Below are 12,488 nucleotides of genomic sequence, written 5' to 3'. Positions count from 1 at the left end.
CCGGATGCAGAGTGAACGCTTTATCCGGACAACGATACTGACCGATCGTCTGCAATTAAATAATTACTCATTACCCCATTGATTCAAAAACTCTGCGATCTCATCAATGCGTACGGGATTAATCCCCGCTTCAGCAGCCATTTCATGTTGGGCTTCTTCGCTGATCTCTTCATTGTTCATCAAACGGGTGAGCAGTAACTGGAAGTAGTGGGCCAGCGGTGTGCGTTCAGCGTCTGCGACAGGCTCTGCGCATTCGGTCGCGTACTCATCGGCAATATCAAAATATTTTAGCGGGATATCGTGGTTCATTATTTGCCCCTGGGGTTAATGCGCTAAGCATAAGGGCGGATGATAGCACTCGTGATCCGGGTCATACATCTTTTTATAGTTAATGGCGCGGCGCATTACCCTCAGGCAGGATAATGCGGCGCGCATCCGACTATTACGTTTCGCTCACTGGCGTTCTGTCACCTTCGTACAGCGGCACTTTGCGATAGCGGCGAATCAGATACCACAAATATGCGCCGCCTAACGAAGCCCATACCAGACCCAGCGTCAGCGAGGTGGCTTCGAGGTTAATCCACAGCACGCCCACCGTCAGCGCGCCAACCAGCGGCATTAATAAATAGTGGAAGTGTTCCTTCCAGCTTTTATTCATTCCTTTGCGCCGCCAGAAGTGGTTGAACACCGACAGGTTAACGAAGGTAAACGCTACCAACGCGCCGAAGTTAATTAACGCTGTGGCGGTAACTAAATCGAAGAACAGCGCCGACATCGCGACAATCCCGACCATAATGACGTTCAGTGCCGGAGTCCGCCATTTCGGATGCACATAGCCAAACACGCGCTCCGGAAACACATTGTCGCGCCCCATCACATACAGCAGACGTGACACGCTGGCATGTGAGGCCAGGCCAGACGCTAACGTGTTCACAAACGTGGTGCAAAGGAAAATCGACTGGAACAGCTTACCGCCGACGTAGAGTGCAATTTCAGGCAGTGCGGCGTCCGGGTCTTTAAAGCGGCTGATATCGGGGAAGAACAGCTGCATAAAGAACGACGCCGCGATAAAGATAACGCCACCATAGACCGCCGTCAGGAAGATGGCTTTCGGGATCACGCGTGCGGCGTCTGGTGTCTCTTCCGAAAGTGTGGTCACTGCATCGAAACCAAGGAAAGAGAAGCAGACGATCGTCGCCCCGGTAATAATCGGAATCAGATGCGCGTTCTCGCTGATAAACGGCTGTAACGACCAGACCGTGCCAACGCCTTCTCCTTTATGCAGTCCCTGAACCACCAGGAAGATAAACACCACCATGATGGAGATTTGCACCAACACAAACAGGGTATTGAAGTTAGCGACCAGGTTGACGCTCTTCAGATTCGCGGCGGTTAAAATGGCGACGAAGGTTACCACCCACACCCACGGCGGCACTTCCGGGAAGAGGGCGGAGAGATAGATTTTCGCCAACAAAACGTTGATCATCGGCAAAAAGAGATAATCCAGCAGTGATGACCAGCCGACCATAAATCCGACGTGCGGGTTAATCGACTTTTGCGCGTAGGTATAGGCCGAACCGGCCTCCGGAAACTGGCGAACCAGTTTGCCGTAGCTGATAGCGGTAAACAGCACGCCCGCCAGCGCCAGCAAATAGGACGCCGGAACGTGACCGTCGCTAATGCCTGACACAATGCCAAAAGTATCGAACACAGTCATCGGCGTGAGATAGGCCAGACCCATCATTACCACCTGCCACAATTTCAGTGATTTTCGCAGACGGGTTTTGCCGGGTTGCGCAGCAATATTCAGTGGTGAATTAATAGCCATAATTGCTGCCTCCCCTGCGTAATAAGGTTTGCGGTCGTGTCGACCTGAAATCAAACCTGTTTAGCAAGGGAAGCAAAGGGGGCGGAGTCCAGTCAGTCGCAGGAGGGGCGCATACGCAGCCTCCCTCGCCATGCGGGGATTTAATCATCGGCATCATCTCATTTCCTCGTCACAGTCTTAATCGTTAACGGAAGCCCGTTGCCGCCTGCGCTCCATAACGCGACATCCGGAAAATGTCTGGATTACCAGCAAATGTCAGGCCTGGCTCCGCTCAGGCCGATGAAACAACCCCGCAAGGGGTATTACGCGTTTTTCAACATCCACTCAATTTCTGTTTCTGTGATGAGGCGCTCAAACTGCAACAGCTCATCATTTTTACAGGCGTGATAGACATGGCAAAACCGTTCGCCTAAATAGCGGCGCAGGTGATCATTCTCGATAAACTCACCCAGGGCATCGCTCTGGCGAATCGGGAAGGGTAAGCCATCCTGTTCCAGCCCGTTGCCTTCGACTTCTTCCTGCAACGGCAGCTCGTTATCAAGACCGTGCAAAATACCGGCAAAAATCGCTGCCATCACCAGATATGGGTTGGCATCGGCACCCGCCACGCGATATTCCACGCGGTGATTATGACGATCGCCGCATGGAATACGCAGGGCGACGGTGCGGTTGTTATGGCCCCACGACGCCTGCGTCGGTACATACATCCCCGGCTGGAAGCGGCGATACGAGTTCACGTTTGGTGCCAGCAACGCCATTGATGACGGCATCAGATCGATCATTCCGGCGAGCATTTTTTTCAGCAGCGGCGAATCTTCGCCTTCCGCGTCAGAAAGCACGTTCTCGCCACGATTATTTTGCATACTGATATGGATATGCATCCCGCTGCCCGCGTGCTCTTCATACGGCTTCGCCATAAAAGTGGCGTGCATCTTATGCTTTTCTGCCATCAGACGCACCAGGCGTTTTAGCGCCAGCGCATCATCGCAGGCTTCCAGCACGTTATCGGTATGGTAAAGGTTGATTTCAAACTGACCCGGCGAGGCTTCGGCGACCGCACCGTCGGCGGGAATTAACTGTAACTGCGCCAGTTCATCAATATCATTGAGCACGTCGGCGAAGTGGTTGAGGTTATCAACGGAGTAAACCTGGCTTTGTGTATTGCGGTCATCGGTGCCGGGCGCGCAGGGCGGTTGCAGATACCCTTCAGCGTCGCGCTGACGATCCAGTAAATAGAACTCCAGCTCTACCGCTACAACCGGGAACAATCCGCGCTGGCGTAGCTGCTGCCACAGGCGGTTAAGAACGTTCCGCGGCTCAACGTCAAAGGGAGCGCCATCTTCATCGACCATGGTCAGGAGCATCTGACCGATAAACTCTGGATCGGCGGCAGAAGGGGTTAAGGAACCGAGAACAGGAACACAAGTACGATCCGGCTCGCCCATTTCCTGACCCAGACCCGCTTCTTCTACTACGTTGCCCAGAATATCCATTGCAAACACCGAGGCCGGGAAATAACACCCTTTCTCCAACTTCTTCAGGCTTGCAACAGGGATACGTTTTCCACGGAAGCAACCATTCAAATCAGTAAGTAAAACATCAACATATTGCGTATTCGGGTAGCGCTCCAGGTAGCGTTTCACTTCCTGCGTAAAGGCGCTACCCCGCCTCTCTTCTGACTGCTGAACAAAGTTCTCTACTTCAACGATATTGGTTTCCATGATTCTTCGCCTTTGGTTTGTTTTCCGCTCGTTATCAAAGCGTAAAATATAATGACCACCATTCGAATCTGTATGCAAACTAAATGTTTGTCAAATGTTAAATTGAGTTTGCAAAAATGAAAACCCACTGCTAGATTGAAAAAATATTGAACATAAAGGTCATTTAAAGCGCAGTAATGGCGATAATTTAGTCCACTTTGTGAGATTGAGCATGGAAAATATAATGAACAATCCGGTTATCGGTGTCGTAATGTGCAGGAACAGGCTTAAGGGTCATGCGACCCAGACTCTGCAAGAAAAGTACCTGAATGCCATCATCCACGCAGGCGGCTTGCCAATTGCGCTACCACATGCGCTGGCGGAACCGTCGTTACTTGAACAACTTTTGCCGAAACTCGATGGCATTTATCTTCCTGGTAGTCCCAGCAATGTGCAGCCGCACCTATATGGTGAAAACGGCGATGAGCCTGACGCCGATCCCGGGCGTGATCTTCTGAGCATGGCGATAATTAATGCCGCACTCGAAAGGCGCATCCCCATTTTCGCCATCTGCCGGGGTTTACAAGAACTGGTGGTGGCAACCGGTGGTTCGTTGCATCGCAAGCTGTGCGAACAGCCTGAATTGCTGGAACATCGGGAAGATCCCGAACTGCCGGTGGAACAGCAATATGCACCGTCGCATGAAGTTCAGGTTGAAGAGGGGGGATTACTGTCTGCGTTGTTACCTGAATGTAGCAACTTTTGGGTAAACTCTCTACATGGACAAGGGGCGAAGGTCGTTAGCCCACGGTTGCGTGTTGAAGCTCGCTCGCCGGATGGCTTAGTTGAGGCGGTTAGCGTCATCAATCATCCTTTTGCGCTGGGCGTACAGTGGCACCCGGAATGGAACAGTAGCGAGTACGCGCTTTCGCGTATATTGTTCGAGGGCTTTATCAACGCTTGTCAGCACCATATCGCTGAAAAACAGCGACTCTGACCACTACAGTTTAAGGAAATGCAAATATGAGTGATGAGGGACTGGCGCCAGGAAAACGCTTGTCGGAAATCCGCCAGCAGCAGGGGCTTTCACAACGTCGTGCCGCCGAACTCTCCGGGCTGACTCACAGTGCTATCAGTACGATAGAACAAGATAAAGTCAGCCCTGCCATCAGTACGCTGCAAAAGCTGCTGAAGGTGTATGGTCTGTCACTCTCGGAATTCTTTTCCGAGCTGGAAAAACCTGATGAGCCGCAGGTCGTCATTAATCAGGACGACTTAATTGAGATGGGTAGTCAGGGTGTGTCAATGAAGCTGGTTCATAACGGTAACCCGAATCGCACGCTGGCGATGATCTTTGAAACGTACCAGCCGGGCACAACCACTGGGGAAAGAATTAAGCATCAGGGTGAGGAAATAGGCACTGTACTGGAAGGTGAAATTGTTCTGACGATTAATGGTCAGGATTACCACCTCGTCGCGGGGCAAAGTTATGCCATTAATACCGGCATCCCGCACAGTTTCAGTAATACGTCGGCAGGTATTTGCCGAATTATCAGCGCCCATACGCCCACCACGTTTTAATCTTTTTGTTCTGTAAGCCGGGTAAGCGCAATGCGCCCGGCAATCTATACACAAAATCATTCAAGTTGCATCAAGGCGGCAAGTGAGCGAATCCCGATGAGCTTACTCAGGTAAGTGATTCGGGGGAGCGAACGCAGCCAAGGCAGAGGCGGCTTGAAGGATGAAGTGTATATAAAGAATGTCGCCAGAAATAAACGGGCATACGGCCCGGGGATCTCTGCGCCCTGACGTTCACAAACTGCATATATCTGATAGACGTGAAACAGGAGTCATAATGAATTTTCATCATCTGGCTTACTGGCAGGATAAAGCGTTAAGTCTCGCCATTGAAAACCGCTTATTTATTAACGGTGAATATACTGCTGCGGCGGAAAATGAAACCTTTGAAACCGTTGATCCGGTCACCCAGGCACCGCTGGCGAAAATTGCCCGCGGCAAGAGCGTCGATATCGACCGTGCGATGAGCGCAGCACGCGGCGTATTTGAACGCGGCGACTGGTCACTCTCTTCTCCGGCTAAACGTAAAGCGGTACTGAATAAACTCGCCGATTTAATGGAAGCCCACGCCGAAGAGCTGGCACTGCTGGAAACTCTCGACACCGGCAAACCGATTCGTCACAGTCTGCGTGATGATATTCCCGGCGCGGCGCGCGCCATTCGCTGGTACGCCGAAGCGATCGACAAAGTGTATGGCGAAGTGGCGACCACCAGTAGCCATGAGCTGGCGATGATCGTGCGTGAACCGGTCGGCGTGATTGCCGCCATCGTGCCGTGGAACTTCCCGCTGTTGCTGACTTGCTGGAAACTCGGCCCGGCGCTGGCGGCGGGAAACAGCGTGATTCTAAAACCGTCTGAAAAATCACCGCTCAGTGCGATTCGTCTCGCGGGGCTGGCGAAAGAAGCAGGCTTGCCGGATGGTGTGTTGAACGTGGTGACGGGTTTTGGTCATGAAGCCGGGCAGGCGCTGTCGCGTCATAACGATATCGACGCCATTGCCTTTACCGGTTCAACCCGTACCGGGAAACAGCTGCTGAAAGATGCGGGCGACAGCAACATGAAACGCGTCTGGCTGGAAGCGGGCGGCAAAAGCGCCAACATCGTTTTCGCTGACTGCCCGGATTTGCAACAGGCGGCAAGCGCCACCGCAGCAGGCATTTTCTACAACCAGGGACAGGTGTGCATCGCCGGAACGCGCCTGTTGCTGGAAGAGAGCATCGCCGATGAATTCTTAGCCCTGTTAAAACAGCAGGCGCAAAACTGGCAGCCGGGCCATCCACTTGATCCCGCAACCACCATGGGCACCTTAATCGACTGCGCCCACGCCGACTCGGTCCATAGCTTTATTCGGGAAGGCGAAAGCAAAGGGCAACTGTTGTTGGATGGCCGTAACGCCGGGCTGGCTGCCGCCATCGGCCCGACCATCTTTGTGGATGTGGACCCGAATGCGTCCTTAAGTCGCGAAGAGATTTTCGGTCCGGTGCTGGTGGTCACGCGTTTCACATCAGAAGAACAGGCGCTACAGCTTGCCAACGACAGCCAGTACGGCCTTGGCGCGGCGGTATGGACGCGCGACCTCTCCCGCGCGCACCGCATGAGCCGACGCCTGAAAGCCGGTTCCGTCTTCGTCAATAACTACAACGACGGCGATATGACCGTGCCGTTTGGCGGCTATAAGCAGAGCGGCAACGGTCGCGACAAATCCCTGCATGCCCTTGAAAAATTCACTGAACTGAAAACCATCTGGATAAGCCTGGAGGCCTGAAATGACCGAACATACCAGCAGTTACTACGCCGCCAGTGCGAATAAATATGCACCATTCGACACACTGAATGAGTCAATCACCTGCGACGTTTGCGTGGTTGGCGGCGGCTATACCGGGCTCTCCTCCGCGCTGCATCTGGCGGAAGCGGGCTTTGACGTAGTGGTTCTCGAAGCCTCACGCATCGGCTTTGGCGCAAGCGGGCGCAATGGCGGGCAACTTGTGAACTCCTACAGCCGCGACATCGACGTGATCGAAAAAAGCTACGGCATGGACACCGCCCGTATGCTCGGCAGCATGATGTTCGAGGGTGGCGAGATCATCCGCGAACGTATCAAACGCTATCAGATTGACTGCGACTACCGCCCCGGCGGCCTGTTTGTGGCGATGAATGATAAACAGCTCGCCACACTCGAAGAGCAGAAAGAGAACTGGGAACGCTACGGCAATAAACAGCTGGAGCTGCTGGACGCTAACGCCATTCGCCGTGAAGTAGCCAGCGATCGCTACACTGGTGCGCTGCTGGATCACAGCGGTGGGCATATTCACCCGCTAAACCTCGCCATTGGTGAAGCCGATGCCATCCGCCTGAACGGCGGGCGCGTGTATGAGCTTTCTGCGGTCACGCAGATCCAGCACACCACGCCCGCCGTGGTGCGTACTGCCAAAGGTCAGGTGACGGCGAAGTATGTGATTGTCGCCGGGAATGCGTACCTGGGCGATAAAGTGGAGCCGGAGCTGGCGAAACGCAGCATGCCATGCGGTACGCAGGTGATCACCACCGAGCGGCTGTCGGAAGATTTAGCCCGTTCGCTGATCCCGAAAAACTACTGCGTGGAAGACTGTAATTATCTGCTTGATTACTACCGTCTTACCGCCGATAACCGCCTGCTGTACGGCGGCGGCGTAGTGTATGGCGCGCGCGACCCGGATGACGTTGAGCGTCTTGTGGTGCCGAAACTGCTGAAAACCTTCCCGCAGTTGAAGGGCGTGAAAATCGACTATCGCTGGACGGGCAACTTCCTGCTGACCCTGTCGCGTATGCCGCAGTTTGGTCGCCTCGATACCAACATCTATTACATGCAGGGCTACAGCGGCCACGGCGTCACCTGTACTCATCTCGCCGGACGTTTGATTGCCGAACTGCTGCGCGGCGACGCCGAACGTTTCGATGCCTTCGCCAATCTGCCGCATTACCCGTTCCCCGGCGGGCGCACGCTGCGCGTACCGTTTACCGCGATGGGCGCGGCGTATTACAGCCTGCGCGATCGTCTGGGCGTTTAATTTCCGATTAACAGTGAAGAGTCAAAAGGTGTGAAACATGAGCAACAATGAATTCCATCAGCGTCGTCTTTCTGCCACCCCGCGCGGGGTTGGCGTGATGTGTAACTTCTTCGCCCAGTCGGCTGAAAACGCTACGCTGAAGGATGTTGAGGGCAACGAGTACATCGATTTCGCCGCAGGCATTGCGGTGCTGAATACCGGGCATCGCCACCCTGATCTGGTCGCGGCGGTGGAGCAGCAACTGCAACAGTTTACCCACACCGCGTATCAGATTGTGCCGTATGAAAGCTACGTCACCCTGGCGGAGAAAATCAACGCCCTTGCCCCGGTGAGCGGGCAGGCCAAAACCGCGTTCTTCACTACCGGCGCGGAAGCGGTGGAAAACGCGGTGAAAATGGCTCGCGCCCATACCGGACGACCTGGCGTGATTGCGTTTAGCGGTGGCTTCCACGGTCGTACATATATGACCATGGCGCTGACCGGAAAAGTTGCGCCGTACAAAATCGGCTTCGGCCCGTTCCCTGGTTCGGTGTATCACGTACCTTATCCGTCAGATTTACACGGCATTTCAACACAGGACTCCCTCGACGCCATCGAACGCTTGTTTAAATCAGACATCGAAGCGAAGCAGGTCGCGGCCATTATTTTCGAACCGGTGCAGGGCGAGGGCGGTTTCAACGTTGCGCCAAAAGAGCTGGTTGCCGCCATTCGCCGCCTGTGCGACGAGCACGGTATTGTGATGATTGCCGATGAAGTGCAAAGCGGCTTTGCGCGTACCGGTAAACTGTTTGCCATGGATCATTACGCCGATAAGCCGGACTTAATGACGATGGCGAAAAGCCTCGCGGGCGGGATGCCGCTTTCGGGCGTGGTCGGTAACGCGAATATTATGGACGCGCCCGCGCCGGGCGGGTTGGGTGGCACCTACGCCGGGAACCCGCTGGCGGTGGCTGCCGCGCACGCGGTGCTCAATATTATCGACAAAGAATCACTCTGCAAACGCGCGAATCAACTGGGCCAGCGTCTCAAAAACACGTTGATTGATGCCAAAGAAAGCGTTCCGGCCATTGCTGCGGTACGCGGCCTGGGGTCGATGATTGCGGCAGAGTTTAACGATCCGCAAACGGGCGAGCCGTCAGCGGCGATTGCACAGAAAATCCAGCAACGCGCGCTGGCGCAGGGGCTGCTCCTGCTGACCTGTGGCGCATACGGCAACGTGATTCGCTTCCTGTATCCGCTGACCATCCCGGATGCGCAATTCGATGCGGCAATGAAAATTTTGCAGGATGCGCTGAGCAATTAATAGCCCAACGCAATAATGTCTGATGCGCTGCGCTTATCAGGCCTGCAAACGACGTTGATTATGTATGCCGGATAAAGCATTCACGCCGCATCCGGCAAGTTGTATTGCCCAACTTCGCTAAATCTGGTGCTTTTTCAACAACGCGCGGAACTGATGATAGGTTAACCCCAGTAATTCAGCCGCGCGCTTCTGGTTATATTTCCCTTGTTGCAAACTGAGTTGCAGCAACTCTTTTTCCTGCTGCATCTGAAACTCACGTAAATCCAGCGGCAGTGTTGGAAGCGAGGTGGTTTCTGAAACGGCGATAGCGTCTTCAGGCGGACGCCGTTTAAAGGGATCAATAATGATGTCATCAAGCGGATAATCGCTGGTGCCGTGGCGATACACTGAACGTTCCACCACGTTTTTCAATTCACGAATATTTCCCGGCCAACGATAATTCAGCAATGTTTCTCTGGCGCGCTCCGTAAACCCCGGGAACAGAGGCAGCTTGATTTCCCGACACATCTGGATGGCAAAGTGTTCTGCCATCAACATAATGTCGCTTTCGCGCTCGCGCAGTGGTGGCAGTTGTACAACATCAAAAGCCAGTCGGTCGAGCAGGTCAGCGCGAAAAGTGCCTTCATTGACCATCGCCGGGAGATCGGCATTCGTCGCGCATACCAACCGCACATTCACCTGCAATGGCTGGCTGCCGCCAACGCGCTCCAGTTCACCGTACTCAATCACGCGCAATAATTTCTCCTGCACCATCATCGGTGCCGTAGCGAGTTCATCAAGAAATAGCGTACCGCCGTCGGCACGTTCAAATCTCCCTGGATGACGTTTTTGCGCACCGGTAAACGCCCCCGCTTCGTGACCAAACAGTTCGGAATCCAGCAGATTTTCATTTAACGCCGCGCAGTTAAGGGAAATAAACGGCCCTTGCCAACGGGAGGAGAGATAATGCAGGCGGCTGGCAATCAGCTCTTTACCTGTTCCGCGCTCGCCGATGATGAGCACCGGTTTGTCCAGCGGTGCGAGATGCGAAACCTGTTCCAGCACTTCGAGAAAGCTGTTCGCCTCACCGAGTAAATTATCTTTGTATTCTGCCATGATGAAATTCGCCACTTGTTAGTGTAATTCGCTAACTCATCCTGGCATGTTGCTGTTGATTCTTCAATCAGATCTTTATAAATCAAAAAGATAAAAAATTGGCACGCAAATTGTATTAACTGTTCAGCAGGACAATCCTGAACGCAGAAATCAAGAGGACAACATTATGGGTATTTTTTCTCGCTTTGCCGACATCGTGAATGCCAACATCAACGCTCTGTTAGAGAAAGCGGAAGATCCACAGAAACTGGTTCGTCTGATGATCCAGGAGATGGAAGATACATTGGTTGAAGTACGTTCTACTTCGGCGCGCGCGTTGGCAGAAAAGAAACAGCTGACTCGCCGTATTGAACAAGCGTCGGCGCGTGAAGTTGAATGGCAGGAAAAAGCCGAACTGGCGCTGCTGAAAGAGAGAGAGGATCTGGCGCGTGCGGCGTTAATTGAAAAACAGAAACTGACCGATCTGATTAAGAGCCTGGAACATGAAGTGACGCTGGTGGACGATACGCTGGCACGCATGAAGAAAGAGATTGGCGAGCTGGAAAACAAATTGAGCGAAACACGCGCTCGCCAGCAGGCATTGATGTTACGCCATCAGGCGGCAAATTCGTCGCGCGATGTGCGTCGTCAGTTGGACAGTGGCAAACTGGATGAAGCAATGGCTCGTTTCGAATCTTTCGAACGTCGTATTGACCAGATGGAAGCAGAAGCGGAAAGCCACAGCTTCGGTAAACAAAAATCGCTGGACGATCAGTTTGCCGAACTGAAAGCCGATGATGCAATAAGCGAGCAACTGGCACAATTAAAAGCCAAAATGAAGCAAGACAATCAATAATAACATCCAGGCGGCGTCCGAAAGCGCCGCCGCTCATCGTCTAAGGAGTACTTATGAGCGCGCTATTTCTGGCTATTCCATTAACCATTTTTGTGCTGTTTGTTTTACCGATCTGGTTATGGCTGCATTACAGCAATCGTTCTGGTCGCAGTGAATTGTCGCAAAGTGAGCAGCAGCGATTAGCGCAACTGGCTGATGAAGCAAAACGGATGCGCGAACGTATTCAGGCGCTGGAATCTATTCTTGATGCAGAACATCCGAACTGGAGGGATCGCTAATGGCGGGCATTAATCTTAATAAAAAATTATGGCGTATTCCGCAGCAGGGTATGGTACGCGGCGTCTGCGCCGGGATTGCCAACTATTTTGATGTACCGGTAAAACTGGTGCGTATCCTGGTGGTACTGTCGATTTTCTTCGGTCTGGCGCTGTTTACCCTGGTTGCTTACATCATTTTGTCATTTGCGCTTGATCCAATGCCGGACAACATGGCCTTTGGTGAGCAGCTACCTTCCAGCAGCGAATTGCTGGATGAAGTCGACCGTGAACTGGCGGCAAGTGAAACGCGTTTACGCGAGATGGAACGTTATGTCACTTCCGATACATTCACGTTACGTAGCCGTTTCCGTCAACTGTGAGGAAAGTTATGAATACTCGCTGGCAACAGGCCGGGCAAAAGGTAAAGCCTGGTTTCAAATTAGCAGGCAAGCTGGTACTTCTTACCGCACTGCGCTATGGCCCAGCGGGTGTGGCGGGCTGGGCGATAAAATCAGTTGCTCGCCGACCGCTGAAAATGTTGCTGGCTGTGGCGCTGGAACCGCTGTTAAGTCGGGCTGCCAATAAACTGGCGCAGCGTTATAAAAGGTGAGGGGAGTTTCGCAAAAATTGTTAAATCTCAGGCCTATAATGGATGGCAATTTTCATCCATAGAAGGACGCTTACATGTTTAAAAAAGGCTTACTTGCTCTGGCACTGGTGTTTTCACTGCCCGTTTTCGCCGCTGAACACTGGATCGATGTTCGTGTTCCAGGTGATGCTGCCAACTTACTGATTTAGTGTATGATGGTGTTTTTGAGGTGCTCCAGTGGCTTCTGTTTCTATCA

14 protein-coding genes and 1 pseudogene are annotated in these 12,488 nt (G+C 53.1%); 10 read left to right on the top strand and 5 right to left on the bottom strand.

The genetic code is table 11. From position 1 onward, the window contains the following. Positions 1-63 precede the first annotated feature (63 nt). The 4 genes from RTW80_RS15970 to puuA all read right to left on the bottom strand — a co-directional run bounded on the left by RTW80_RS15970 (position 64) and on the right by puuA (position 3,549). The gene (locus RTW80_RS15970; RefSeq protein ID WP_001015099.1) at positions 64-309 is read right to left on the bottom strand and encodes a YmjA family protein; all 246 of its coding nucleotides are present in this window, start codon (positions 307-309) and stop codon (positions 64-66) included. A gap of 133 nt (positions 310-442) precedes the next feature. Then, positions 443-1,828, bottom strand: coding sequence for a putrescine/proton symporter PuuP (gene puuP, locus RTW80_RS15965; RefSeq protein ID WP_000996861.1), 1,386 nt, complete (start codon positions 1,826-1,828; stop codon positions 443-445). After that, entirely contained in the window at positions 1,818-1,982 is a 165-nt protein-coding gene (locus RTW80_RS15960; protein WP_120795382.1) for a protein YmjE, read from the bottom strand. Before RTW80_RS15960 ends, puuP begins: the two co-directional genes overlap by 11 nt. 148 nt (positions 1,983-2,130) lie before the next feature. Then, positions 2,131-3,549, bottom strand: a complete 1,419-nt coding sequence (puuA, locus tag RTW80_RS15955; RefSeq protein ID WP_001300763.1) for a glutamate-putrescine ligase — start codon at positions 3,547-3,549, stop codon at positions 2,131-2,133. Positions 3,550-3,760: 211 nt separating this feature from the next. Here puuA and puuD point away from each other — a divergent pair, with 211 nt between their 5' ends. The 5 genes from puuD to puuE all read left to right on the top strand — a co-directional run bounded on the left by puuD (position 3,761) and on the right by puuE (position 9,456). Further along, positions 3,761-4,525: a gamma-glutamyl-gamma-aminobutyrate hydrolase gene (gene puuD / locus RTW80_RS15950; RefSeq protein WP_063119177.1), complete on the top strand. Its 765-nt coding sequence runs from the start codon at positions 3,761-3,763 to the stop codon at positions 4,523-4,525. A 26-nt stretch (positions 4,526-4,551) separates the two neighbouring features. Continuing rightward, on the top strand, positions 4,552-5,109 hold the full coding sequence (puuR, locus tag RTW80_RS15945) for an HTH-type transcriptional regulator PuuR (RefSeq protein ID WP_032247916.1): 558 nt from the start codon (positions 4,552-4,554) through the stop codon (positions 5,107-5,109). Positions 5,110-5,383: 274 nt separating this feature from the next. Continuing rightward, complete coding sequence (gene puuC / locus RTW80_RS15940; RefSeq protein WP_001009090.1) at positions 5,384-6,871, top strand: aldehyde dehydrogenase PuuC; 1,488 nt, start codon at positions 5,384-5,386, stop codon at positions 6,869-6,871. Between the two features lies 1 nt (position 6,872). Then, the gene (gene puuB, locus RTW80_RS15935; protein ID WP_000134870.1) at positions 6,873-8,153 is read left to right on the top strand and encodes a gamma-glutamylputrescine oxidase; all 1,281 of its coding nucleotides are present in this window, start codon (positions 6,873-6,875) and stop codon (positions 8,151-8,153) included. Between the two features lie 37 nt (positions 8,154-8,190). Then, positions 8,191-9,456, top strand: coding sequence for a 4-aminobutyrate transaminase (gene puuE, locus RTW80_RS15930; protein ID WP_033548704.1), 1,266 nt, complete (start codon positions 8,191-8,193; stop codon positions 9,454-9,456). A gap of 117 nt (positions 9,457-9,573) precedes the next feature. On the opposite strand, the gene pspF is transcribed toward puuE, so the two are convergent. Further along, entirely contained in the window at positions 9,574-10,551 is a 978-nt protein-coding gene (gene pspF, locus RTW80_RS15925; protein ID WP_000852835.1) for a phage shock protein operon transcriptional activator, read from the bottom strand. A 166-nt stretch (positions 10,552-10,717) separates the two neighbouring features. Between pspF and pspA the strand changes: the two genes are divergently transcribed. The 5 genes and pseudogenes from pspA to RTW80_RS15900 all read left to right on the top strand — a co-directional run. Then, positions 10,718-11,386, top strand: a complete 669-nt coding sequence (gene pspA / locus RTW80_RS15920) for a phage shock protein PspA (RefSeq protein WP_000511025.1) — start codon at positions 10,718-10,720, stop codon at positions 11,384-11,386. Between the two features lie 53 nt (positions 11,387-11,439). Next, positions 11,440-11,664 carry an envelope stress response membrane protein PspB gene (pspB, locus tag RTW80_RS15915; RefSeq protein WP_001274963.1) on the top strand — a complete coding sequence of 75 codons (225 nt, stop codon included), beginning with the start codon at positions 11,440-11,442 and terminating at the stop codon, positions 11,662-11,664. Continuing rightward, positions 11,664-12,023 carry an envelope stress response membrane protein PspC gene (gene pspC / locus RTW80_RS15910; protein ID WP_000907387.1) on the top strand — a complete coding sequence of 120 codons (360 nt, stop codon included), beginning with the start codon at positions 11,664-11,666 and terminating at the stop codon, positions 12,021-12,023. Before pspB ends, pspC begins: the two co-directional genes overlap by 1 nt. An 8-nt stretch (positions 12,024-12,031) precedes the next feature. Continuing rightward, positions 12,032-12,253 (top strand): phage shock protein PspD, encoded by a 222-nt coding sequence (gene pspD / locus RTW80_RS15905; RefSeq protein WP_001295585.1) that lies wholly within the window; start codon positions 12,032-12,034, stop codon positions 12,251-12,253. 74 nt (positions 12,254-12,327) lie between these two features. Further along, positions 12,328-12,414, top strand: a pseudogene (locus RTW80_RS15900) (thiosulfate sulfurtransferase PspE); the annotation flags it as partial. Positions 12,415-12,488 lie beyond the last annotated feature (74 nt).

The sequence above is a fragment of the Escherichia sp. AM3 genome, assembly GCF_032029835.1.
GTDB lineage: Bacteria > Pseudomonadota > Gammaproteobacteria > Enterobacterales > Enterobacteriaceae > Escherichia > Escherichia coli.
Note: the sequence above shows the minus strand (reverse complement) of the source record. Positions and strands in the feature narration are given on the sequence as shown.